General features: G+C 73.3%; 19 protein-coding genes and 1 pseudogene. 12 read left to right on the top strand and 8 right to left on the bottom strand.

The genetic code is table 11. The features are described from left to right. Nucleotides 1–147 precede the first annotated feature (147 nt). Both IEW03_RS19450 and IEW03_RS19445 read left to right on the top strand, forming a co-directional pair. Entirely contained in the window at nucleotides 148–1,374 is a 1,227-nt protein-coding gene (locus IEW03_RS19450; RefSeq protein WP_188525376.1) for a pyrophosphate--fructose-6-phosphate 1-phosphotransferase, read from the top strand. Nucleotides 1,375–1,405: 31 nt separating this feature from the next. Next, entirely contained in the window at nucleotides 1,406–2,776 is a 1,371-nt protein-coding gene (locus IEW03_RS19445; protein ID WP_188525375.1) for a class II 3-deoxy-7-phosphoheptulonate synthase, read from the top strand. On the opposite strand, the gene pknB is transcribed toward IEW03_RS19445, so the two are convergent. Beyond that, nucleotides 2,757–4,778 (bottom strand): Stk1 family PASTA domain-containing Ser/Thr kinase, encoded by a 2,022-nt coding sequence (gene pknB / locus IEW03_RS19440; protein ID WP_188525374.1) that lies wholly within the window; start codon nucleotides 4,776–4,778, stop codon nucleotides 2,757–2,759. The genes IEW03_RS19445 and pknB overlap by 20 nt on opposite strands. A gap of 48 nt (nucleotides 4,779–4,826) precedes the next feature. Here pknB and IEW03_RS19435 point away from each other — a divergent pair, with 48 nt between their 5' ends. Then, entirely contained in the window at nucleotides 4,827–5,240 is a 414-nt protein-coding gene (locus tag IEW03_RS19435; RefSeq protein WP_188525373.1) for an Rv2175c family DNA-binding protein, read from the top strand. Between the two features lie 64 nt (nucleotides 5,241–5,304). On the opposite strand, the gene IEW03_RS19430 is transcribed toward IEW03_RS19435, so the two are convergent. Then, on the bottom strand, nucleotides 5,305–6,411 hold the full coding sequence (locus IEW03_RS19430) for a polyprenyl synthetase family protein (protein ID WP_188525372.1): 1,107 nt from the start codon (nucleotides 6,409–6,411) through the stop codon (nucleotides 5,305–5,307). Nucleotides 6,412–6,469: 58 nt separating this feature from the next. After that, a complete protein-coding gene (locus IEW03_RS19425) occupies nucleotides 6,470–7,075 on the bottom strand; it encodes a hypothetical protein (protein ID WP_188525371.1) in 606 nt (201 codons plus the stop codon). Nucleotides 7,076–7,266: 191 nt separating this feature from the next. Between IEW03_RS19425 and IEW03_RS19420 the strand changes: the two genes are divergently transcribed. The 4 genes from IEW03_RS19420 (at nucleotide 7,267) to IEW03_RS19405 (ending at nucleotide 13,670) form a co-directional block, all read left to right on the top strand. Next, nucleotides 7,267–8,589 carry a DUF4192 family protein gene (locus IEW03_RS19420; protein ID WP_188525370.1) on the top strand — a complete coding sequence of 441 codons (1,323 nt, stop codon included), beginning with the start codon at nucleotides 7,267–7,269 and terminating at the stop codon, nucleotides 8,587–8,589. A gap of 10 nt (nucleotides 8,590–8,599) precedes the next feature. Next, a complete protein-coding gene (locus IEW03_RS19415) occupies nucleotides 8,600–8,959 on the top strand; it encodes a universal stress protein (RefSeq protein WP_188525369.1) in 360 nt (119 codons plus the stop codon). Nucleotides 8,960–9,351: 392 nt separating this feature from the next. After that, nucleotides 9,352–10,911: an RNA polymerase sigma factor gene (locus tag IEW03_RS19410; RefSeq protein ID WP_229738446.1), complete on the top strand. Its 1,560-nt coding sequence runs from the start codon at nucleotides 9,352–9,354 to the stop codon at nucleotides 10,909–10,911. 260 nt (nucleotides 10,912–11,171) lie between these two features. Then, on the top strand, nucleotides 11,172–13,670 hold the full coding sequence (locus tag IEW03_RS19405) for a LamG-like jellyroll fold domain-containing protein (protein ID WP_229738445.1): 2,499 nt from the start codon (nucleotides 11,172–11,174) through the stop codon (nucleotides 13,668–13,670). 117 nt (nucleotides 13,671–13,787) lie between these two features. Here IEW03_RS19405 and IEW03_RS19400 read toward each other — a convergent pair whose 3' ends face one another. Continuing rightward, the gene (locus IEW03_RS19400) at nucleotides 13,788–14,003 is read right to left on the bottom strand and encodes a DUF7455 domain-containing protein (protein ID WP_188525367.1); all 216 of its coding nucleotides are present in this window, start codon (nucleotides 14,001–14,003) and stop codon (nucleotides 13,788–13,790) included. Nucleotides 14,004–14,119: 116 nt separating this feature from the next. On the opposite strand from IEW03_RS19400, the gene IEW03_RS19395 reads away from it, so the two are divergent. The 5 genes and pseudogenes from IEW03_RS19395 to IEW03_RS20695 form a co-directional block, all read left to right on the top strand. Beyond that, the gene (locus IEW03_RS19395) at nucleotides 14,120–16,246 is read left to right on the top strand and encodes a DNA gyrase/topoisomerase IV subunit B (RefSeq protein ID WP_188525366.1); all 2,127 of its coding nucleotides are present in this window, start codon (nucleotides 14,120–14,122) and stop codon (nucleotides 16,244–16,246) included. Nucleotides 16,247–16,337: 91 nt separating this feature from the next. Continuing rightward, a complete protein-coding gene (locus IEW03_RS19390; protein ID WP_188525365.1) occupies nucleotides 16,338–16,751 on the top strand; it encodes a DUF4430 domain-containing protein in 414 nt (137 codons plus the stop codon). Beyond that, the gene (locus tag IEW03_RS19385) at nucleotides 16,748–17,368 is read left to right on the top strand and encodes a DUF6580 family putative transport protein (protein ID WP_188525364.1); all 621 of its coding nucleotides are present in this window, start codon (nucleotides 16,748–16,750) and stop codon (nucleotides 17,366–17,368) included. Before IEW03_RS19390 ends, IEW03_RS19385 begins: the two co-directional genes overlap by 4 nt. Before the next feature lie 83 nt (nucleotides 17,369–17,451). After that, a complete protein-coding gene (locus IEW03_RS19380; protein WP_188525363.1) occupies nucleotides 17,452–17,814 on the top strand; it encodes a DUF2200 domain-containing protein in 363 nt (120 codons plus the stop codon). Nucleotides 17,815–17,856: 42 nt separating this feature from the next. Then, nucleotides 17,857–17,940 (top strand): annotated as a pseudogene (locus IEW03_RS20695) (putative immunity protein); the annotation flags it as partial. Between the two features lie 101 nt (nucleotides 17,941–18,041). On the opposite strand, the gene IEW03_RS19375 reads toward IEW03_RS20695, so the two are convergent. From IEW03_RS19375 to IEW03_RS19360, 4 genes are all read right to left on the bottom strand, one after another. Further along, nucleotides 18,042–18,890, bottom strand: coding sequence for an ABC transporter ATP-binding protein (locus IEW03_RS19375; protein ID WP_188525362.1), 849 nt, complete (start codon nucleotides 18,888–18,890; stop codon nucleotides 18,042–18,044). Then, nucleotides 18,887–20,686: a dipeptide/oligopeptide/nickel ABC transporter permease/ATP-binding protein gene (locus IEW03_RS19370; RefSeq protein WP_188525361.1), complete on the bottom strand. Its 1,800-nt coding sequence runs from the start codon at nucleotides 20,684–20,686 to the stop codon at nucleotides 18,887–18,889. The genes IEW03_RS19375 and IEW03_RS19370 overlap by 4 nt, the downstream gene beginning before the upstream one ends. A gap of 86 nt (nucleotides 20,687–20,772) precedes the next feature. Further along, on the bottom strand, nucleotides 20,773–21,750 hold the full coding sequence (locus IEW03_RS19365; RefSeq protein WP_188525360.1) for an ABC transporter permease: 978 nt from the start codon (nucleotides 21,748–21,750) through the stop codon (nucleotides 20,773–20,775). 7 nt (nucleotides 21,751–21,757) lie between these two features. Further along, nucleotides 21,758–23,419: an ABC transporter substrate-binding protein gene (locus IEW03_RS19360; RefSeq protein WP_188525359.1), complete on the bottom strand. Its 1,662-nt coding sequence runs from the start codon at nucleotides 23,417–23,419 to the stop codon at nucleotides 21,758–21,760. Nucleotides 23,420–23,445 lie beyond the last annotated feature (26 nt).

Below are 23,445 nucleotides of genomic sequence, written 5' to 3'. Positions count from 1 at the left end.
TGGCGGGGGAGGCTCGTCCCGGCATCATCGCACGGGACGGGCCGGTCGCGCACGGTCGGCGGCGCCCGTGGACGCCGGTGCCGCGCGCCCGTGGGTGCTCATAGGATGTCAGGGCAGTTCGTCCCCCACCGAGAGGTAGCTCCTGTCATGTCGGTTCGTCGTGTGGCTCTCCTGACCGCTGGCGGCTTCGCCCCGTGCCTGTCATCCGCGGTCGGTGGCCTCATCGAGCGGTACACCGAGCTCGACCCGTCGATCGAGATCATCGCCTACCAGTACGGCTACCACGGCCTGCTCACGGGGACGAAGATCGTGGTGGACGGCGAGGGCCGCAAGCAGGCCGGCATCCTGCACCGCTTCGGCGGCTCGCCGATCGGCAACTCGCGCGTGAAGCTCACCAACGCCGCGGACTGCGTCAAGCGCGGTCTCGTGTCCGAGGGGCAGAACCCGCTCGAGGTCGCGGCCGAGCAGCTCAAGGCCGACGGCGTCGACGTCCTGCACACCATCGGCGGCGACGACACCAACACGACGGCCGCGGACCTCGCGGCCTACCTGCACGACAACGGGTACGAGCTCACCGTCGTCGGGCTGCCCAAGACGATCGACAACGACGTGGTGCCGATCCGTCAGTCGCTCGGTGCGTGGACGGCGGCCGAGGAGGCCGCGGGCTTCGCCGCGAACGTCATCGGCGAGCACCGCTCGGGCCCGCGCATGCTCATCGTGCACGAGGTCATGGGCCGGCACTGCGGCTGGCTCACCGCGGCCGCCGCGAAGGAGTACCGCACGTGGCTCGACGCGCAGGAGTGGGCGCCCGCCCTCGGCCTGACGCGCGAGCGCTGGGACGTGCACGCGGTGTTCCTGCCGGAGCTGCAGCTCGACATCGAGGCCGAGGCCGCGCGCCTACGCACCACGATGGACGAGATCGGCAACGTCAACATCTTCCTGTCCGAGGGCGCGGGCATGCACGAGATCGTCGCGCAGCTCGAGGCCGCCGGCGAGGAGGTGCCGCGCGACCCGTTCGGCCACGTCAAGCTCGACACCATCAACCCCGGGCAGTGGTTCGCGAAGCAGTTCGCCGAGAAGCTCGGTGCCGAGAAGGTCATGGTGCAGAAGTCGGGCTACTACTCGCGTGCCGCGGCCGCGAACGCCGAGGACCTGCGCCTCATCAAGTCGATGACCGACCTGGCCGTCGAGTGCGCGCTGCGCGGCGAGGCCGGCGTCATCGGCCACGACGAGGAGGACGGCGACCGCCTCAAGGCGATCGCGTTCCCGCGCATCGCGGGCGGCAAGGCGTTCGACGTCTCGGTGCCCTGGTTCGGCGAGATCCTCGAGGGCATCGGCCAGCCGCTGGTCGCGGCGCAGCCGGCCGCGCACTGAGGCACCGGCACCGAGAGCTCGGGGGACCCGCATGAGCACCGCCGTCGACATCGTGGCACCCGGCACGGACCCTGAGGGGCTCGACCGGTTCCGCGCGCTCGAGGCACGCCAGCAGCCGGCCTGGCCCGACGCGGACGCCCTCGCGGCCGTCGCCGCGCGGCTGTCGGGTGCTGCGCCCCTGGTGGTGCCGGCGGAGGCCGAGCTGCTCACGCAGCGCCTCGCCGCGGCCGGCCGCGGCGAGGCGTTCCTCCTGCAGGGCGGCGACTGCGCCGAGACGTTCGCCGACGCGAGCGCGACGCGCATCCGCAACAAGGTGCGCACCATCCTGCAGATGGCGGTCGTCCTCACCCACGGGGCCAGCACGCCCGTGGTCAAGATGGGCCGGCTCGCCGGGCAGTACGCCAAGCCGCGCTCGAGCGACTCGGAGACGCGCGACGGCGTGACGCTGCCGGCCTACCGCGGGGACATGGTCAACGGGCACCCCTTCACCCCGGCCGACAGGGCCCCCGACCCGCGCCGCCTCGAGCAGGCGTACCGGATCTCGGCGGCGACGGCGAACGTCGTGCGGGCCTTCACCCGCGGGGGCTACGCCGACCTGCGGCAGGTGCACGAGTGGAACCGCGGCTTCATGCGCAACCCCGCGTACTCGCGGTACGAGCGCACGGCCACCGAGATCGACCGGGCGATCCGGTTCATGGAGGCGTGCGGCGCGGACTTCGACGCGCTGCGCACGGTCGAGTTCTACCTCAGCCACGAGGCGCTCATCCTCGACTACGAGCGGGCGCTGACGCGGGTCGACCCGGCGACGGGCCGTGCGTACGACACCTCCGCGCACTTCCTGTGGATCGGGGAGCGCACGCGCCAGCTCGACGGCGCGCACGTCGAGTTCCTGTCCCGCGTGGCGAACCCGGTCGGGGTCAAGCTCGGGCCGACGACGGCGCCGGCGGACGCGATCGCGCTCGCCGAGCGCCTCAACCCGGACAACGTGCCGGGCCGGCTGACGTTCGTCGCCCGCATGGGCGCCGGCCGGGTGCGCGACGTGCTGCCCGCCGTCGTCGAGGAGGTGACCGCGGCCGGGGTGGCGGTCACCTGGGTGACCGACCCCATGCACGGGAACACGATCACGTCGGACAGCGGGTTCAAGACGCGCCGGTTCGCCGACGTGCTGGACGAGGTCACCGGGTTCTTCGAGGTGCACCGGGCGCTCGGCACGGTGCCCGGCGGCCTGCACATGGAGCTCACCGGTGACGACGTCACCGAGGTGCTCGGCGGGAGCGAGGAGATCTCCGACGACGGGCTCGCGCTGCGCTACGAGACGCTGGTCGACCCGCGGCTCAACCACCAGCAGTCGCTGGAGACGGCGTTCCAGGTGGCGGAGATGCTCACCAGACAGTCACGGTGACGGTGCTGCCCTTGGGCGCCTTGCCGGTGGTGTCCTGGAACCGCACGGTATCGAGCAGCCCGCCGAGGTAGCTGTTCTCCTCCACCTGGAAGCCGGCCTTCTCCAGCGCGTCGTGGGCCTCGGCGCTCTTCATCCCGACGACGTCGGGCACGGCGACCAGGGGCGGGCCCTGCGACACGGTGAGCGTCACGGTGTCGGTCCGGTGCGCGGTGGCCCCGTGCTCGGGCGTCTGGGACAGCACGTGGCCCTTGTCCACGGTCTCGGAGTACTCGGGCTCGGCGAGCGTGACGCGCAGCCCCAGGCTCTCCAGGTCGGCGACGGCCTCGTCCTTCTCCTTGCCGACCTCCTGCGGCACCTGGACGGGTGCCGGGCCGTCGGACACCGTCAGCCGCACCGGGGTGTCGTGCCGCTGCCGTGAGCCCTCGGGCACCGAGACGCCCAGGACGGTGCCCTTCGCCGCCGCGTCGTCGTGCTCGCGGACCACGGGCGCGAGCCCGAACCCGGCGTCCTCGAGCGCTGCCGCGGCCTGCTTCCGGTGCGCGCCGACCAGCTCGCCCGGGACGGTGAGCATCTGCACCCCGCGCGAGACCACCACCTCCACGCTGCCGTCCTTGCGGACGCGCTCGCCCGGCGCGGGGCGGGTGGTGACGACGGCGCCGGCGGGGACGTCGTCGTGGAAGGCACGGCTGGCCGACGTGTCGAGGCCGGCCTGGCCGAGCACCTGCTCGGCGTCGTCCGCGGGCACGCCCGCGATGCCGGTGGGCACGGTGGTCCAGGCGCCGGGGCCGTCGTCGAACCACCACCAGGTGCTGTAGCCGCCCCCGCCGACCAGCAGGAGCAGCACGAGGACCCAGGCGACGACACGCCGCCGTCGCGAGCGCCGCCGGCTCCCGTCGTCGAGCGCCGCGGTCGGCTGCTCGACGAGGAGGTCGGTCGCGCGGCCCGGCGCGGAGACCTCCTGGAAGAAGCCGGTCGGGATCTCGTCCACGGCGCTCGTCCCGCCGTCGTCGACGTCGTCCTCGTCGGGGCCGCGGGGGGCGTCGTCGGCGTCGTCGGCCACCCGCGGCGGCGGGTCGGCACGCAGGTCCAGGACGTCGTCGTCGAGCCCCGCGCGCAGGAGCTCGAGCGCCTCGAGCGCCGCACCCGCGTCCGCAGGTCGGGCCTGGGGGTTGCGTGCGGTGCACGAGGCCACGAACCGGTCCAGCTCGGGGGGCAGCCAGGGCACCCGTCCGGACGGCGCCGGGAAGTCGTCGTGGACGTGGTGGAACGCCACCTGCAGGGGCGGCTCCCCGGGGTAGGGGAGCGTCCCGGTGAGCATCTCGTACGCGAGCACGCCCACCGCGTAGACGTCGGTCCGGGCGTCGCAGGCGCCGCTCGTCACCACCTCGGGGGCGAGGTAGGCGACGGTGCCCAGGATGGTCCCGGTGGCCGTCGACGTGACCTCGGTGACCGCGCGCGCGAGGCCGAAGTCCGCGACCTTCACCCGGCCACCGGCCGGCCCGTCGCCGTCCTCGGGCTCGTCGTCGGTGGCGTCCGGGTCGGCGACGACGAGGACGTTCTCGGGCTTCACGTCGCGGTGCACGAGCTGCTTGCGGTGCGCGGCGGCGAGCGCGGCGAGGACCTGGGCCAGGACGTCGAGCGTGCGCCGCACGCTCAGCGTGCCCTCGGTGTGCAGCTCGTGCCGCAGGTTGGTGCCCGGCACGTACTCCATCACGAGGTAGCTCGTGTCGCCGTCGAGCCCCTGGTCGTAGACGGCGACCACCCCCGGGTGGGTGAGGCGTGCGGCGGCCCGCGCCTCCCGCCGGAAGCGGGAGACGAAGGCCGCGCCGTCGACGCCGTCCGCCAGGTGGGGGTGCATGACCTTGACCGCGACGTCGCGGTCGAGCCGGCGGTCGGTGGCGAGGTAGACCGTGGCCATCCCGCCGCGGGCGAGGCGTGCGGAGACCTCGTACCGCCCGTCGACCAGGCGGCCGAGGAGCGGGTCGGTCGTCGCGATGGCCACGCGACGAGTGTAGGCGCGGGGGCGCCGGCGGGGCCGTAGGCTGGCCCGGTGAGTGATGCGTCCCCCACCCAGGCCCGCCCGTCCGACGACGACGGGCAGAGCTCGCTCGATGCGCTCGTCGGGGAGTGGCTGACGCTGCCCGACGTCGCCGAGGCGCTCGGCACCGACGTCGGCAAGGTCCGCCGGCAGGTGTCGGAGCGGAACCTGGTGGGGGTGCGGCGCGGGGAGCGTCGCACGTTCCAGGTGCCCGCCGCGTTCCTGGTGCCGTCCGAGGACGGCGGCCAGGAGGTGCTCGGGGCGTTGCGCGGCACGGTCCTCGTCCTCGCTGACGGCGGACTGCCCGACGACGACATCCTGCGCTGGCTCTTCGAGCCGGAGGAGTCGATGGGGACCACCCCGGTCGAGGCGCTCCGGTCCGGGCGCAAGCACGAGGTGCGGCGCGTGGCCCAGACCGTCGGCTGACGGTCCGGCACGCCCCGCGGACGTCCCGTGGACTCCCGGCGCGTCGGCGGTGGTCGGGCGCCGCTCAGGCGGCCCGGTCGACCGCCGCCCGCGCGAGGTCGGCGAGCACCGTCCGGGAGCGCTCGTCGAGGTCGGCCGCGCCGAGGGCGTCGAGGGCCTGCCCGGTCAGCTGGGCGATGAGGTCCTCGACCTCTGCGAGCGCGCCGCTCGAGGTGATGACGTCGCGCAGCCGGGCCACCGTCCCGGCGTCGAGGTCGGGGTCGCCCAGGCTCGTCGCCAGCAGCTCGCGGCCGGCACCGTCGGCGTTCGCCATCGTCCGGGCGACGAGGACGGTCCGCTTGCCCTCGCGCAGGTCGTCCCCGGCGGGCTTGCCCGTCACCGCCGGGTCGCCGAAGACCCCGAGGACGTCGTCGCGGAGCTGGAAGGCCTCGCCCAGCGGGGTGCCCGCCGCGGTCATCGCGGCGAGCGCCTCCGGCCCCGCGCCGGCGAGCAGCGCGCCGAGGACGAGCGGCCGCTCGACCGAGTAGCGGGCCGACTTCGCCCGCAGCACCGCCCGTGCGCGCTGCTCGTCGGACGCCGGGTCGAGCCCCCACGGCTCGGCCTGCACGAGCACGTCGAGGTACTGCCCGACGACGACCTCGGTCTGCATCGCGTCGAAGACCTCGCGCGTCGCCGCCGCGCGTCCCGCCGGCAGCCCGGCGACCGCGGCCGCCATCTCGCGCTGGCACGCGACGAGGCACAGGTCCCCGAGCAGGATCGCCGCCGCCGTGCCGAAGCGCCCCGCGTCCCCCGACCAGCGGGCGCCGGAGTGCCGGGCCTCGAACACGCGGTGGGCCGTCGGGCGGCCGCGGCGTGTGTCGGAGGCGTCCATGACGTCGTCGTGCAGCAGCGCCGCAGCCTGGAACAGCTCGAGCGCGGCGCCCGCGCGCACGGCCGCGTCCCGCCCGGGACCCTCGGCCGGCACGCCGTGGGCCCGCGCGGACCAGTAGCAGAACGCCGCCCGGAGGCGCTTGCCGCCGGAGAGCAGCGCGGCGACCTGCGTGGTCAGCGCGGACGCGGCGGCGCCCACCGTGCTCACCTCGGCGGCCAGGGCCTCGAGGTGCTGGTCGAGCGCCGCGTCCACGTCGGTGCGGAGGTTCTCGAGATCGACGAGGGCGGTGGCGGTGGGCATGTCCGACAGCCTAAGCCGACCCGCGGGCGCGGTGAGCCGGGCCGGGCGCCGGGAGGGGTCAGACGACGAGGGACCCGCTCACCGTCACGAGCCGCCGTTCGCCCTCGTCGAAGACGCCGAGGAGCACGGTCTCCAGGACGGGCTTCTTGTGCTGCTGCTTGCGGGTGAAGGTGGTCTGCGCCGTGAGCCCGGAGAAGGTCGTCGACGCCGACTCCTCGAACCCGGCGTCCCGGAGCCGTTCGGCGAGCTGGTCGATGACCTGCTGCGCGCTGCGGGAGGTGGTGAGGTTGAGCGTCACCTCGGTCAGCCGCCCGTCGCCGGGGACGGCGGAGCTGGCGAGCACCGTCGCGTCGTCCGGTGCGCCGAGGAGGTCCTTCGGGAAGTCCGGCGCGTACCCGCCCACGGTGGTGGCGGGGTCGAACGTGGGGAGCGCCGCCGGGGTGTCGGCGGGCTGGGGGTCCGTGGTGGTCTCCGCGTCGTCCCCGGGTTCGCCGCGGACGCCGCGCCCGGAGTCGTCGGACGTGTCCGACGCGGCCGACCGGGCGGAGGCGTCGGAGCCGGACGCGGGACCGCCGTCCGCCTGGCAGGCCGTGAGGCCGGCCAGGAGCAGCACGCTCGTGACGCCTGCCACGACGCCCGCGGGACGCGTCGCGGGACGCCTCACGGCGCGGGGTCGACGGGGGTGCGCAGGGTCGGACGGGAGCACGGCGCCCACCGTAGCGGGCCCCGCGGTCGTCGGTCACGACGGGTCGGTGCGCGGGGCGACGGGCGGCGGAACCTGTGCCCAGGTCGGGGCGTCCACAGACCTGCCCACCGGCCGCGCGGGGCGCGACCGGAGCGCGCTGGGATCGGGGCATGCCACCGACAGCCCAGACACGTGATGCCGTGCCGCCGCCCGACCCGTCCGCCGACCCCGGCGGCGGTGCCGCCGGCAGTCCCGCCGCGGACGCCGACCCGCCGGTCGTCCGGGCACGCTCCGCCCGCGACCTCCTCGCGGCGGTCCCGCACCTCCTCGGGTACCGGCCGAGGGAGAGCCTCGTGGTCGTGTGTGTCACCGACCGGCAGGTCGTGGGACTGGTCGCCCGGGTGGGCCTCGACGACCTGCGCGGCGGCTCGTCCGGCAGGGAAGGGCGGGGCGCCGTCGACCGGCTGGTCGCGGCGGCACGGCGGGTCGGGACCGCGGAGATCGTCGCGGCGGTCCACACGGCGCGCGACGCGCGGACCGCGCGGCGCCTGGTCGGTCCCGCGCTGGCGGAGCTCGCGCTCGTGGGCGACGTCGACCCCTGGCTGGTGGCGCCTGAGGGCTATCGCGGCCTGGACTGCACCGACCCCGCGTGCTGCCCTCCGCACGGGCACCCGCCCGCCGACCTCGAGCACCGCGCGGTCAACGCGGCGCTGGCGCTGACCGGGCGCGCGGTGGCGTCGTCGGCCGACGACGCGTACCGGCTCCCTCGGGTCGACGACGCCCGGCGCTCGCGGGCGGCGCGCGCTGCGACCCGCGCCGCCCGTGCCCGGGAGGCCGTCCGCGAGGCGCCGGCCGCGGGCGCCGGTGCGACGCCACGGGACCACGCCGCCCGCAGCCGGGCCTCCGGGTACGACCTGTGGTGCGACCTCGTGCGCCACGCCGCGCGGGACCTCGAGCTCGGCCCGGGGGAGTCCGCGCCGACGGACCTGCCGCCCGCACGCCTGGGCCGGTTCGCCGTCGCGCTCGACGACGTCGCGGTCCGGGACGCCGTCCTGCTGTCCGTGATCCCCGGCGGGGACGAGCCCGCGCGCCGCACCGTCGCCGGCAGGGACGCTCCCGACGAGGACGCTGCCGGGCGGGCCGAGGTCGAGGTGGCCACGGCGCGGGCGATCGCGCGCGTCGTGGACCCGCGGGTCGCCGTCCTGCCGGACCCGGGGACGGCGGCAGCCGCGCAGGTGGTGCTGGAGCAGCTCGTCGCGCACGTGCCGCGGCGGTGGCACGCCGCCCCGCTCACGCTGCTGGGCCTGCTCGCCTGGTGGCAGGGTGACGGCGGGCTCGCCGCCCACCGCGTCGCGGCGGCCGCCGAGGCGGACCCGGCATACCGGCTGGCAGCCCTGCTCGACGGGGTGCTCGCTGCGGCGGTCCCGCCCGGCTGGGTGCGGGCGATGCCCCGGGGCACCGGGGCCGGCGCGGACGGCGGGAGGGTCGGGTAGCGTGCCACCCATGTCGATCGTCGTCGGACTCCTGGGCACGGCGGAGGGGCAGGCGGCGCTCACCGCTGCCGTCACCGAGGCCCGGGAACGGAACGTCCCCCTGGCCGTCGTCGTGAGCCGGCCCGAGGAGGACCGGGAGGCGGTGGAGGCGGTCGGGGCCCGGCTGGCCGACGCCGGTGTCTCCTCCAGGATCGTGCCCGGCACGGGTGATCTTGCGGAGGACCTGGTGCGGACCGCGCACGGTTCCGGGGCCGAGCTGATCGTGATCGGCCTCCGTCGACGCAGCCCGGTGGGCAAGCTGATCCTGGGGTCGGGCGCGCAGCGGATCCTGCTGGAGGCGCCGTGCCCGGTGCTCGCGGTGAAGCCGTGACGACCGGAGGCCGCACGGCCCGGCCGCGCGAGGGACGCGAGCGTTCGTCCTGGTGGTGACGGTGCGGGCGATCGTGCGGGTGACGGCGACGGCGCCGTGGTGTGACACACGTGACCACCCGCCGGTCACAGGCCGGCGCGGCGGCCCCCGGCCGAGGTTCCGCCAGGCCGCGTCTGCCGCAGCATGGTGGGAATCTTCGTCCGGTCCCGGGCGTTGGACAAGGACCGGTGAACGAGCGGAGCAGGGTGCACATGCGGGCGCAGGAGCCCAGGGTGCCGTGCTGGCGCGGGTGTCGCCGGTACAATAGGGGTGTCCCGCTCGAGCCTCGACCCTCCCAGTCCCAGGGCAACGACGGCGGTGCACCGTACCCTCGAATGCCGAAAGGTCGGTTTGTGGCGTCCACAGCGCAGAACCCTGCACTTCCCCGTGAGTTCGAGCACCCTGCCCTGCAGGGGCTGCTCGCTCGCGGCACCGCCGCCGGTCGGGTCGACGCCGAGAGCTTCCGCGCCGCGTGCGAGGAGGCGTCGGTGGGCGACCCGAAGCGCCTGAAGGCGGTGCTCCGGGCCCTCGCCACGGCGGGGGTCGAGATCGGCGTGCCCGCCGCCACGAAGGTCGCGGCGGCCGCGGCCGGTCGTGCCACCACGACGCGCGCGAAGGCGCCGTCGACGCGGTCCGCGGCCACGAAGTCGGCCACCGGGTCGACGTCGACGACGAAGGCCGCGCCGGCCACGGACGCTGCCGACGACGACGCGCCCGCCGCGGCCAAGAAGCCGGCCCGCAAGTCCACGTCGACCCGTTCGACCAAGACGTCGAAGGCCGCCAGCCGCACCGCCGACGCCGTGGGCGAGGAGGTCGACGACGAGCACGTCGAGGCCGACGCCGACGACACCGCTGCGGCGAAGGCCAACGGCAAGGCCGCCGGCAAGGACGGCAAGCCGGAGGACGAGGCGTCGGGCTTCGTCGTCTCCGACACCGACGACGAGGACCAGCCGGCGCAGCAGGTCGTGACCGCCGGCGCGACGGCCGACCCGGTCAAGGACTACCTCAAGCAGATCGGCAAGGTCGCGCTCCTCAACGCGGAGCAGGAGGTCGAGCTCGCCAAGCGCATCGAGGCAGGCCTGTTCGCCGAGGAGCGGCTGTCCAAGGACTACGCCGACTGGGACCGGACCAAGGCGAACGCCGACGAGCGCCGCATGTACCGCGACCTGCGATGGATCGCGCACGACGGCAAGCGCGCCAAGAACCACCTCCTCGAGGCGAACCTGCGGCTCGTGGTCTCCCTGGCCAAGCGCTACACCGGCCGCGGCATGCTGTTCCTGGACCTCATCCAGGAGGGCAACCTCGGCCTGATCCGTGCGGTCGAGAAGTTCGACTACACCAAGGGCTACAAGTTCTCGACGTACGCGACGTGGTGGATCCGGCAGGCGATCACCCGTGCCATGGCGGACCAGGCCCGCACCATCCGCATCCCGGTGCACATGGTCGAGGTCATCAACAAGCTCGCCCGCGTGCAGCGTCAGATGCTCCAGGACCTGGGCCGCGAGCCCACCCCGGAGGAGCTGGCCAAGGAGCTGGACATGACCCCGGAGAAGGTGGTCGAGGTCCAGAAGTACGGTCGCGAGCCCATCTCCCTGCACACGCCCCTCGGCGAGGACGGCGACAGCGAGTTCGGCGACCTCATCGAGGACTCCGAGGCGGTCGTCCCCGCGGACGCCGTGTCGTTCACGCTGCTGCAGGAGCAGCTGCACCAGGTGCTCGACACGCTCTCCGAGCGTGAGGCGGGCGTGGTCTCCATGCGGTTCGGCCTCCAGGACGGCCAGCCCAAGACGCTCGACGAGATCGGGAAGGTCTACGGCGTGACGCGCGAGCGCATCCGTCAGATCGAGTCCAAGACGATGTCGAAGCTGCGGCACCCGTCGCGCTCGCAGGTGCTGCGCGACTACCTCGACTGACACCCGCAGGTCACAGGGCCCGCACCCGGTTCTCGGGTGCGGGCCCTCGTGCGTCCGAGGACCGCCCGAGTTGCGCGATCCAGGCATCGCGGGTGCGCTGGTGGCACCACGACGGAGTGGACCGAGGAAAGGTGACAGCGTTGTCGTTCCGGCAGAGATCACGCAATCCCCGTTCGAGCACACCCCTGAGCCGGCCCGAGGCACGGCCCGCACCACCGCCGCACGCGCGCCGTCGGCGGCTGGTCGCGGCCCTCGCGGCGGTGGCCACCGGCGGGGTGCTGGCGGTGGCCGGCCCGCTGCCGGCGTCGTCGGCGCCGGCCTCCGACGCCGACCCCTGGCCGGTGACCGACGCCCGGTTGCCGACCCCGTGGACCGACGAGGTCACCCCGGACAACGCGCTCCCGGAGTACCCCCGCCCGCAGCTGGAGCGCGACCGCTGGCTCAACCTCAACGGCCTGTGGCAGTACGCGGCGGCCGAGGAGGGTGCGGCGCCCCCGTTCGGCGAGGACCTCGCCGAGGAGATCCTGGTGCCGTACCCGGCGGAGTCGGAGCTGTCCGGGATCGACCGCCACGACGACCACATGTGGTATCGCCGCACGATGCAGGTGCCGCAGTCCTGGCGGGCCGGCGACCAACGGGTCGTGCTGCACTTCGGCGCCGTGGACCACGACGCCACCGTGTGGGTGAACGGCCAGGAGGTGGCCCGGCACACCGGGGGGTTCGGCCGGTTCTCGGCCGACGTCACCGACGCCCTGACCCGGTCGGGCCCGCAGGAGGTCGTCGTCGGCGTGACGGACAGGACGGACGCCACGTGGCAGCCCGTCGGCAAGCAGCGCAACGTCCCCGACCGCGGCATCTTCTACGAGGGGGCGTCCGGCATCTGGCAGACCGTGTGGGCCGAGCCGGTCGCGCCGGCGTCCGTCGAGAAGCTGGACATGACCCCCGACATCGACTCGGGGACGTTGGCGCTCACGGTCGAGGGCACCGACGCGGCCGAGGGGATGACGGTCGAGGCCGTGGTGCGGGCCGGCAAGCGGCCGGTGAGCCGCACCCGCGGCGTCGTCGGCGAGACCTTCGACCTTCCGGTGCCCGACGCCCGCCTCTGGTCGCCGGACGACCCGTACCTGTACGACCTGCAGGTGCGCCTCGTCGACGGCACGGGCCGGAGCGCCGGGCACGACGGCGGGAAGGGGCGGCCCGTCGACCGTGTCGACTCCTACTTCGGGATGCGCGAGATCGGGGTGGCGCCGGGTGCCGACGGCAAGAACCGGATCACCCTCAACGGCGAGATCACCTTCCTGCTCTCGACGCTGGACCAGGGGTACTGGCCGGACGGCATCTACACCGCGCCCACCGACGAGGCGCTCGCGTTCGACCTCGAGCAGCACAAGGAGCTGGGGTTCAACACGGTGCGCAAGCACATCAAGGTGGAGCCGGACCGCTGGTTCTACCACGCCGACCGGCTCGGCCTCCTCGTCTGGCAGGACATGCCCTCCATGAAGACCGGGGGGCGACCGCCGGCCGCCGCCCAGGAGCAGTTCGAGCGGGAGCTGCACGAGATGGTCGACCAGCACTCGAGCTGGACCTCCGTCATCGGCTGGGTGCCGTTCAACGAGGGCTGGGGCGAGTGGTCCCGGGAGGCCACCGGCCGCATCGCCGAGGAGGTCAAGGCGCAGGACCCGTCCCGCCTGGTGAACGCGCACAGCGGCGTGAACTGCTGCGACTCGCTCGGGGACAGCGGCGCCGGCGACGTCGTCGACTGGCACCAGTACGTCGGGCCGGCCACGCCGGCGCCGGACGCCAAGCGGGCGTCGATCGACGGCGAGCACGGCGGATTCGGCCTCGAGACGGACGGTCACATGTGGTTCGCCGACGGGCACGCGTACGAGATGACGCCGGACCCCGCCACGCTGACCCGGCGGTACGTCGAGAACCAGCGCGACGTCGTCACCGCGGCGCAGCAGTGCGGCGTCGGCGGGTCGATCTACACGCAGATCACCGACGTCGAGCACGAGGTCAACGGCTTCTTCACCTACGACCGGCAGGTCGAGAAGATGGACTTCGACCAGGTGCGTGCCATCAACGAGGAGATCATCGAGACCGCGGACGGCAGCGGTGCCGCGCCGCCGGACGACCCCGGCACGCCCGGCCTGACCGGGCTGTCGGCCTGGCCGCTGGACGAGGGCGTCGGTGACGTCGCCGCCGACGCGGCGGGCGACGCCGACCTGACGCTCCGCCCGGGCGCGACGTGGACGGCCGGCCGGGACGGCGGGGCGCTGCAGCTCGACGGGACGGGCGGCCACGCCGAGACCGCCGGACCCGTGCTGGACACGACGGGCAGCTTCACGGTCTCCGCCTGGGTCAAGATGGACCGTGACGACGGCTGGCGCACCGCCGTGGGTCAGGACGGCCCCGTCCAGTCGGCGTTCTTCCTGCAGAAGCGGGGGGACAACGACCGGTTCTCGTTCTCGACGGCCGGCGGGCGGGTCGAGTCGACGTTCGTGCCCGAGGTCGACCGCTGGTACCACGTCACGGGCGTGCGGGACGCGGCCACGCAGACCCACTCCCTGTACGTCGACGGCGTCCTGCAGGACTCGATGACGCAGTGCCTGAACCCCGCGTCCGAGGGGCCGCTCACCGTGGGCCGTGCGCGGTTCGGCGAGGGCGACGTCGACTTCTGGGCGGGCGCGGTCGACGACGTGCGCGTGTGGGACCGGGCCCTGGCCGCCGAGGAGGTGGCGCAGGTGGCCGGGGGCTGACGAGCCCGGACGCACCGGAGCCCCGCGCCGACCTGCGGCGCGGGGCTCCTGGTGTGTCGTGCTGCGTGGTGCTGTGTCCGTCGGGACGGGGCCCGCAGGCCTGCCGTCCGGGGGACCTCAGCCCGCGCCGTGCTCGGCGTGCAGCTTGTCGGTCTCGTCCTGGACGTGGGTCGCGACGTCCGCGTAGGCGTCCGCGTGCGCACGTGCGTGGTGCCCGCAGAAGAGGAGCTCTCCGACGGGCATGACCACGCGAACGTACGCCTGGGCGCCGCAGCGGTCGCAGCGGTCGGCGGCGGTCAGCGGCTGGCTCGGTTCGATCGTCGTGGTGCTCACATGACCATCCAACCATCCCCCCGCCGCGGAGCATCCCGGCCGCGGGGCGGGTTCGCTCCGGGCATAGCGGCGTGGGCCACACGGAACACCTGTTCGGGTCGTCTACCCTCGTTCCCGTGACTGCCACCTCCGAGTCCGGGTACACCGCGCGCCACCTGACCGTCCTCGAGGGCCTCGAGGCGGTCCGCAAGCGCCCCGGCATGTACGTCGGGTCCACCGACTCGCGCGGCCTCATGCACTGCCTGTGGGAGATCATCGACAACTCGGTCGACGAGGCCCTGGGCGGCCACGCGACGACGATCCGCGTCGTGCTGCACGCGGACTCGTCGGTCACGGTCGAGGACGACGGGCGCGGCATCCCCGTCGACGTCGAGCCCAAGACGGGGCTGTCGGGCGTCGAGGTCGTCTTCACCAAGCTGCACGCCGGCGGCAAGTTCGGCGGCGGCTCGTACACGGCCTCGGGCGGCCTGCACGGCGTCGGTGCCTCGGTGGTCAACGCGCTCTCCGCGCGCCTGGACGCCGAGGTCGACCTCGGCGGCAAGACCTACCGGATGACGTTCCACCGCGGCGAGCCGGGCGTGTTCTCCGACCCGGCGACGGGCCCGTCGCCGGAGTCCCCGTTCACCCCGTTCACCGACCACAGCGAGCTGGCCGTCGTCGGCAAGGTCAAGCGCGGTGTCACCGGCACCCGGGTGCGCTACTGGGCGGACCGGCAGGTCTTCCCGAAGTCGGCGGTGTTCAGCTACGACGAGCTGGTCACGCGCGCCCGCCAGACGACGTTCCTCGTGCCCGGCCTCAAGCTCACGGTGCGCGACGAGCGCGGCCTGCCGGGCACGCCGGGGGAGTCCGGCCCCTACGAGGAGGTGTTCCAGCACTCGGGCGGCGCCGTCGACTTCGTCGAGTTCCTCGCGCCGGACGCCCCGGTCACGTCGACGTGGCGGCTGCAGGGCAAGGGGCACTTCAGCGAGACGGTGCCCGTGCTCGACTCCCGCGGCCACATGACGCCGCAGGAGGTGCAGCGCGAGTGCGAGGTGGACGTGGCGCTCCGCTGGGGCGGGGGCTACGAGACGGAGCTGCGCACCTTCGTGAACATCATCGCGACGCCGAAGGGTGGGTCGCACCACGCCGGGTTCGAGCAGGGCCTGCTCAAGACGGTGCGCAAGCAGATCGAGGCGAACGCGCGCCGGCTCAAGGTCTCGACCAAGGACGCGGCGGAGCGCATCGAGAAGGACGACGTCCTGGCCGGGCTGACCGCCGTCGTGACCGTCCGTCTGGCGGAGCCGCAGTTCGAGGGGCAGACCAAGGAGGTCCTCGGCACCGCGCCGGTGCGCGGCATCGTCTCGCGGGTGGTGGAGAAGGAGCTCGGCGCGCTGCTCACCTCCACGAAGCGGGACGAGAAGGCGCAGTCGGCGCTGCTGCTCGAGAAGGTCGTCGCCGAGATGCGGGCCCGCGTCACCGCGCGCAAGCAGAAGGAGATCTCGCGGCGCAAGAACGCGCTGGAGTCGTCCTCGCTGCCGGCGAAGCTGGCCGACTGCCGCAGCGACGACGTCAACCGCAGCGAGCTCTTCATCGTCGAGGGAGACAGCGCCCTCGGCACGGCCAAGCTCGCCCGGTCGTCCGACTTCCAGGCGCTGCTGCCGATCCGCGGCAAGATCCTCAACGTCCAGAAGGCGTCGATCAGCGACATGCTGCGCAACGTCGAGTGCGCGGCGATCATCCAGGTCATCGGCGCGGGCTCCGGTCGGTCGTTCGAGCTCGACGCGGCGCGCTACGGCAAGATCGTGCTGATGACGGACGCCGACGTCGACGGCGCGCACATCCGCACGCTGCTGCTGACGCTCTTCTACCGGTACATGCGCCCGATGCTCGAGGGGGGCCGGGTGTTCGCCGCCGTGCCGCCGCTGCACCGCGTCGAGGTGATCGGTTCGGGGCGACGCAAGAACGAGTACCTGTACACGTACTCGGAGGCCGAGCTGACGGCGACGCTCAAGAAGCTCGACCGCGCCGGGCGCCGCTACAAGGAGGACATCCAGCGGTACAAGGGCCTGGGGGAGATGGACGCCGACCAGCTCGCCGAGACGACGATGGACCCCCGGCACCGCACGCTGCGCCGGGTCACGGTGGAGCACGCCGAGGCGGCCGAACGGGTCTTCGAGCTGCTGATGGGCAGCGACGTCGCGCCCCGCAAGGAGTTCATCGTGGCCGGCGCGCAGACGCTGGACCACTCGCGCATCGACGTGTGACCCGTCGGCCGGCCCGTTGCGCGCGGGCCGCGGCACGACCGAGGTGTGGATCGCCGGGCGAGCGGCGCGGCGGTCCGGGTAATCTCGGGGCGTGACGATCACCCACCCCCTTCATCGGCGCGCCCTGGCGAGCCTTCCGGCGGCGGTCCTGGCGGTCGGCCTGCTGGCCGGCTGCTCCGGGTCCGACGACGCCCCCGCCGCGTCCGCGAGCCCGACGGTCTCGGTCGACCCGAGCGAGCACGTCGCGGAGAACCTCAGCGAGTTCTCCTACGCGGGCGAGGACGGGCGCTCGGCGCTCGAGCTGCTCGAGGAGAACGACCCGCAGGCCCAGGTGCAGGGGAAGGGCGAGAACGCCTACGTCACCGCCATCCGCGGCCGGGAGGCCGATCCCGAGACCGAGTTCTGGGCACTGTACGTCGACGACGAGGCGGCCCAGGTCGGCGCCGGCTCCCTGAAGACGAAGGACGGCCAGACCATCACCTGGAAGCTCGAGGAGATCAAGTGACGTCTGCGCACGCCCCACGTCTGGACGCCCCGCTGGGCGCCCGCGACCTCGTCGGCCGCTGGTGGCGCCCGGCGCTGGCCGTGCTGCTCGTCGCGGGCGCGGTGGCCTGGCGCCTGGTGAAGGACGACCTCGGTGCCCCGCCGAACCTCGAGCTGTCGACGGCCGCGGCCTTCGCCGCCGCGGGCCTGCTGCGTCACCGGCTCGCGATGCTCGCGCCCCTGGTGGTGGTCGCGCTGAGCGACGTGCTGCTCGGCAACTCGAACGTGCTGGTGTTCACCTGGACGGCGTGGGCCGTGATCGGCGTCGGCGCCTGGTGGGCCGGCCGGGTGCGCGGCTCCGGCGCGCGGCTCGTCAGCGCGCTGGGCTTCGGCGTGGGCAGCTCCCTGTTCTTCTACCTGTGGACCAACGCCGGGGTGTGGTGGCTCGGCCGCGGCACCTTCTACCCGGCGGGGATCGACGGCCTGCTGGCCAGCTACGTGTCCGGGCTGCCGTTCCTGCGCCCGATGCTGCTCGGCAACCTGGTGCTGCTGCCGCTCGCCGCCGGGCTGGTGGCGCTGACCGGGCGCCTCGAGCGCACCACGGTCGTCGCGGCCCTGCCGCGCGCGGCGCACCAGTAGCAGTAGCCTCCCAGCGGGGAGCGCGAAGAACGGCACCACGAAGAACACGGCACCACGAGGTGCGGCACCACGAGGAGGCGACGATGGTCGCGGACCGGATCCGGCGGATGACGTTCGCCAGCATCTACCCGATGTACGTGCAGAAGGTGGAGCGCAAGGACCGCAGCACGGCCGACCTCGACCGTGTCCTCACCTGGCTCACCGGTTATGACGGGCCGGGTCTCGCCAGGGCGGTCGCCGACGAGGTCGACCTCGAGACGTTCTTCGCCGAGGCACCGGCCATGAACCCGGACGCCGTCCTCATCACGGGCGTCATCTGCGGCGTCCGGGTCGAGGAGATCACCGACCTGCTCATGCAGCGGATCCGCTGGATGGACAAGCTGGTCGACGAGGTCGCGCGCGGCAAGAAGATGTCCTCGATCCTGCGCGGCAGCACCGCGGCGTAGGGCGCAGGCGCAGCACGACGGCCCGGCCGGTCGGTTGGGCACATGCCGATCCTCCCGACCGACCGAGACCCCCGGCTCGTCACGCTGCGCCGCGGCGGCACCCTGACCGACGAGCACCACCGCCTGCCCACGACCTCGGCGCCGCGGCGGTGCGCGACCTCGTCCTGGACGGCCAGCGCCGCCGCGACGACATCTGCTGGCACGCGTTCCGCGACTGACGGCCCGGGTCAGCGGGCGTCGAGCCGCCGCCGCGGGTTCGGCGCTGCGGCGAGCAGCCGCCGGGTGTACTCGTGCTGGGGGTCGTCGATCACCTCGTGGCTCGGCCCGCGCTCGACGACCTGGCCGTGATACATCACGACCGTGTCGTCGGAGTAGGCGCGGGCGGAGCCGAGGTCGTGGGTGATGTAGAGGACCGCGAGGTCCTCGGTGCGGCGCAGGTCGGCGAGCAGGTCGAGGATCTCCTTGCGGATCGTCACGTCCAGCATCGACACCGGCTCGTCCGCGAGCAGCACCTGCGGCTGTGCCGCGAGGGCCCGGGCGAACGAGACCCGCTGCCGCTCGCCACCCGACAGCTCGTGCGGGAACCGGTGCAGGTACCGCTCGGGCGGCGTGAGGTTCACCCGGCGCAGGAGCTCGAGGCTCTGGTGCTCCACCTCCTCGGCGGTGGCGGCGTGACCGTGGATGCGCAGGCTCCGTTCCAGCACGTGGGAGATCCGGTGCACGGGGTTGAGCGACGCGAAGGGGTCCTGCAGGGTCATCTGCACCGTCGAGGTGTACTCCACGAAGCGGCGGCCGTGGGTCGCCGTGACCGGACGCCCGCGCAGCAGGATCTCCCCGGAGGTCGCCGGCACGAGACGTGCGAGCAGCCGCCCGACCGTGCTCTTGCCGGAGCCGGACTGTCCCACGAGCGCCGTCACCTGGCCGGTGCGCAGCGCCAGCGAGACGTGGTCGACGGCGCGGAACCGCGTGCGACGGAGCCCGGCACGCTTGCCCCGGAAGTCCTTGACCAGGTCGTGCGCCTCGAGCACCACCTCGCCGGTGGCGGGTCCGGGGCGTTTGGTGGTCGTGGTGCTCACAGGAGGGCTCCCAGGTCGGCGAGCGAGCGCAGCAGCGCGCGCGTGTACGGGTGGCGGGCGTCGGTGTACAGCTCGAGCGCGGGGCCGTACTCGACGAGCCGGCCGGTCTGCATCACGGCGATGGAGTCCGCGATCTCCAGCAGCAGGGCGAGGTCGTGGGTGGTGAAGACGATCGCGAACCCGTACTCGTCGCGCAGCCGCATGACCTGGTCGAGCACCTCGCGCTGGACCAGCAGGTCGAGCGCGGTGGTCGGCTCGTCCATGACGATGACCTCGGGCTCGAGCACGAGCGCGATCGCGATGGCGACACGCTGCTTCATCCCCCCGGACAGCTCGTGCGGGTAGGCGTCCACCCGGTCGGGCTCGATGCCCACCTTCTGCAGCATCTGCACCGCGAGCGCCCGGCGGTCGGCGGCGGGCATGGTGGGCCGGTGGACGCGGACCACGTCGTCGAACTGGGCCGACACCCGGGTGACCGGGTTGAGGGCGTTCATGGCGCTCTGGAAGACGATCGCGATCTCGCTCCAGCGCAGGACGCGCAGCTCGTCGTCGGGCAGGCCCAGGAGGTCGACGTCCTCGCGGCGGGAGCCGTCCCGCGACCTGCGGTGGTAGGTGATCGACCCGGCCGTGACCTCGGCGGGGGTGCGCAGCAGCCGGGTGACGGCGTTGGTGAGCGTCGACTTGCCGGAGCCGGACTCGCCGGCCAGCCCCAGGACCTCGCCGCGGTGCAGCGTGAGGGACACGTCGTCCACCGCGCGCACCCGGCCGTCGGGCGTGTCGTACTCGACCACGAGGTCGCGGACCGAGACGACGGGGTCGCCCGCGACGTCCGCCGGCCGGACCTGGGGGCCGGGGTCGGTGGGCTCCGACGACTCGGGCTCCCGGACCTCCGGGGCCGTGGTCGCCGCGGCGAGCGCGGCCGCGACGGGACCGGACCGCCGCACCGGCCGACGCCGGCTCCTGCCGGTGCGCAGGCGAGGGTTGGCGAACTCGTCGATCCCGAAGTTGATGAGGGCCAGGCCCGCGCCGACGACAGCGATCGCGAGCCCGGGCGGGACGAACCACCACCAGGCGCCGTAGAGGAAGGCCTGGGCGCTCTGCGCGAAGTAGAGCATCGACCCCCAGCTGGTGGTGGTCAGCGACCCGAGCCCGAGGAACGACAGCCCCGCCTCGGAGAGCACCGCCGTGATCACGGAGAACAGGAAGCCCGACGCGACCAGCGGCAGGGCGTTCGGCATGACCTCGGAGAAGATGATCCGGGTGCGCGACTCGCCGGTCGCGCGAGCCGCCTCCACGAAGTCGCGCCGGCGCAGCGACATCGTCTGGGCGCGCAGCACCCGCGCGGACCCCGCCCAGGACGTGATGGCGATGACGAGCGCGACCGACACCATCCCGCGGGACGGGAGGTAGCCGGTGAGGACGATGAGGAGCGGCATGCCCGGCACCACGAGGAACACCGCGGTGAGGACGTAGAGGAGCTCGTCGGTCGCGCCGCGGAAGTAGCCGCCGATCATGCCGACGAGCACGGAGATCACCTGCGAGACGATCCCCGCGACCACCCCGACGCCGAGCGAGACCCGGGCGCCGTGCACGAACTGGGAGAACACGTCCTGCCCGGTCTGCGTGGTGCCGAACCAGTGCTGGCCCGACGGCGGCTGCAGGATGTCCGGGCCGCTCTGCTGCGGGTCGTAGGCGGTGAGCAGCGGGCCCAGCGCCGCGAGGAGCACGAAGAACAGCGTGATGGCCAGGCCGAGCCGGACCTTGCCGGACGACGGGAGCAGCGTCGACGGTGACATCGCCCGCGTCATCGCGCGTGGGGTGGCCCGTGACGTGGCTCGTGACGTGGCCCGGGACGTGGCCCGTGATGTGGCTCGGGACATGCTCAGCCCTCCTGCCGGGTGCGCGGGTCGAGGAAGACGTACACGACGTCCGCGATGAGGTTCGCCGCGATCACCGCGAGCGAGATGATGAGGAACAGGCCCTGCATGAGGGGGAAGTCCTGGTTCTGGACCGCCTGGAAGAGGGTGTAGCCGACGCCGGGGTAGTTGAAGATGACCTCCGTCAGCATCGAGCCCCCGACGACGGCGCCGAGCGAGAGCGCGAACCCGGTCACCGACGGGAGGATCGCGTTGCGCGCGGCGTAGTCGAGCCGGATCATCCGGCGCGGCAGCCCCTTGGCCTCGGCCATCGTCACGTAGTCCTCGCCGAGGACGGTCACGGTCATGTTGCGCATGCTCAGCACCCAGCCGGCGAACGACGCGATGATGATGGTGATCGCCGGCAGGACCGCGTGGTACAGCACCGAGCCGACGAACTCGGGCGTCAGGCCCGGGGTCAGGCCCGGCGTGTACGCCTGCGAGACCGGGAACCAGCCCAGGTTCACGGCGAAGACGAGCACCAGGATCAGCGCCATCCAGAAGTACGGGACGGCGTTGAGGAACGTCAGGCCGGGCAGGAGGAGGTCGGTGCGCTTCCCGCGCCGCCACGCGAGGACGACCCCGAGAGCCGTGCCGATCACGAAGCTGATGACCGTGGTCGTGCCGACGAGGCCGATCGTCCAGGGGAGCGCGCCCATGACGATGTCCGCGACCGGCACGGGATAGAGCCCGATCGACAGGCCCAGGTCGCCCCGCGCGAGGGAGCCGAGGTAGTCCAGGTACTGCACCAGCAGGGGGTCGTCCGTGATGCCGTAGCTCTCCGCGATCGCGGACATCGCCGCCGGGTCGATCCGGCCGTTGAGCCGCTCGACCAGCAACGAGACCGGGTCGCCGGGCATCAGGCGGGGGATGAGGAAGTTCATCGTCAGCGCGGCCCAGGCGATGAACACGTAGAGCAGCACCTTGCGCAGGAGGTACTTCACGCCGTGGTCACTTCCCGGCCGGGGTCAGGCGGGTGACGACGAGCAGGTTGTCGGGGAACTGGTACGGCGCGCCGAGGGCGTACGGGTCCTCCTCGCTGGGGAAGCCCTCCCAGCTCGCGGTGTTGAACTGCGCCCAGTTCGGCGACTGGAGGAGCGGGATGAGCGGCAGCTCGTCGACCATGATCTGCTGCATCCCGTCGAGCGCGGCCTGCTGCTGCGCCTCGTCGTCGGTCGCCGCGTACGCCTTGAGGTGCGCGTCGGCCTCCTCGTCGTAGAAGCGCGAGTAGTTGGCGATGACCGGCCCCTCGTCCTCCCGGTACTCCGAGCTCATGATGGCCCGGTAGAGGGTGTACGGGGACAGCCCCATCGGCACGGACGCGATCGTCATCTCGAACGCGCCGGCGCCGCGCGCCTGCAGCCAGGCGTCGAACGACACGCCCTGCGGCTTCAGCTCGATCCCGACCTCCTTGAGCTGCTCGGACAACAGCTGGGACATCGTCACCCAGTCGACGTAGTCGGACGGGATCTGCAGGGTGAACGACAGGCGCTCGCCGTCGGGCGTCGTGCGCACCCCGTCGGGGCCCTTCGCGTAGCCGGCGTCGTCGAGGAGCTGGTTGGCCCGGTCCACGTCCCGCGTGAACGCCGCGTCGGCGTACTCGTCGCTCATGACCCCCTCGAAGGCGGGCAGCGGCAGTCCCGTGGGGTGGGCCGGCGGCGTGTACCCCTGCATCGCGACCTCGGACAGCTGGTCGCGGTCGACGGCGGCGGAGACGGCCTTGCGCAGCTCGAGGTCGTCGAACGGGGCCTTCTGGTCGTTGACGAGCAGGTTGACGAGGCCGTCGCCGGGGTACCAGTACGAGCGGTTCTCCGGGTCCTGGTTGATGAAGATCTGGTCGATGTTCGCGACGAACCCGCCGGCCCAGTCCAGCTCCCCGGCCTGCAGGGAGGTGTTGAACGTCTGGTCGGACGCCGCCGGGTACCGGACCTCGCCGACCTCGACCTCGTCGGCGTTCCAGTACCTGTCGTTCTTGGTCAGCGTGTACAGCTGCTGCGAGAAGTCGCCGAGGACGAAGGGGCCCGTCCCCACCGGCTTCTCGTTCGTGAACTCGACGGGGTCGACGTCCGCGAAGACGTGCTCCGGGACGATGACGGTGTTCTCGATCGCCTCCTTGAAGGCGAACGACGTGCTGTTGAACGCCACCTCGACCGTGCGGGCGTCGACGGCGGTCGCCTTGTCGAGGTCCAGGGCCGACGCGTTCGCGGCCGGGTTGTCGCGCATGAGGTTGAACGTGAACGCGACGTCGTCCGCGTCGAAGGCCTCGCCGTCGGACCACGTCACGCCCTCGCGGAGCGTGAACGTCGCGACTGTGCCGTCCTCGTTGAACTCCATGGACTCCGCCAGCCACGGGACGGACTCCCCGGGGGTCATCGGGGTGTTGAGCAGCAGGGGCTCGTAGATCATCCCCTTGGTGCCCTGGTTGGCGGTGGGCGAGTACGGGTTGAAGTTGCGCTCGTAGGTGTTCGCGGTGTTCGCGTGGACGGACAGGGCCGCCGGGGCGCCGCCGGGTGCGGGCTGACCGGTGTCGCCGCCGGCGCCGCTGCAGCCGGCCAGGGCGAGCGAAGCTGCGGCGAGCACCGCGGCCGCTCGGGGGAACGTCGTCGTTCTCATGGTGGCCTCTCGTGGGTGGATTGGTC

The organism is Isoptericola cucumis (assembly GCF_014635665.1).
In the GTDB taxonomy this organism is placed as follows: Bacteria; Actinomycetota; Actinomycetes; order Actinomycetales; family Cellulomonadaceae; genus Isoptericola; species Isoptericola cucumis.
The sequence above is the reverse complement of the archived record's forward strand: the minus strand, read 5'-3'. Positions and strand labels throughout refer to the sequence as shown.

Bases quoted from the DNA above. Each gene is read 5' to 3' on its own strand.
- IEW03_RS19430 (WP_188525372.1), bottom strand. From the start codon at position 6,411: ATGCCCACCGCCACCGCCCTCGTCGATCTCGAGAACCTCCGCACCGAC.
- IEW03_RS19370 (WP_188525361.1), bottom strand. From the start codon at position 20,686: ATGTCACCGTCGACGCTGCTCCCGTCGTCCGGCAAGGTCCGGCTCGGC.
- IEW03_RS19420 (WP_188525370.1), top strand. From the start codon at position 7,267: ATGCCACCGACAGCCCAGACACGTGATGCCGTGCCGCCGCCCGACCCG.
- IEW03_RS19360 (WP_188525359.1), bottom strand. From the start codon at position 23,419: ATGAGAACGACGACGTTCCCCCGAGCGGCCGCGGTGCTCGCCGCAGCT.
- IEW03_RS19380 (WP_188525363.1), top strand. From the start codon at position 17,452: ATGGTCGCGGACCGGATCCGGCGGATGACGTTCGCCAGCATCTACCCG.
- IEW03_RS19415 (WP_188525369.1), top strand. From the start codon at position 8,600: ATGTCGATCGTCGTCGGACTCCTGGGCACGGCGGAGGGGCAGGCGGCG.
- IEW03_RS19445 (WP_188525375.1), top strand. From the start codon at position 1,406: ATGAGCACCGCCGTCGACATCGTGGCACCCGGCACGGACCCTGAGGGG.
- IEW03_RS19450 (WP_188525376.1), top strand. From the start codon at position 148: ATGTCGGTTCGTCGTGTGGCTCTCCTGACCGCTGGCGGCTTCGCCCCG.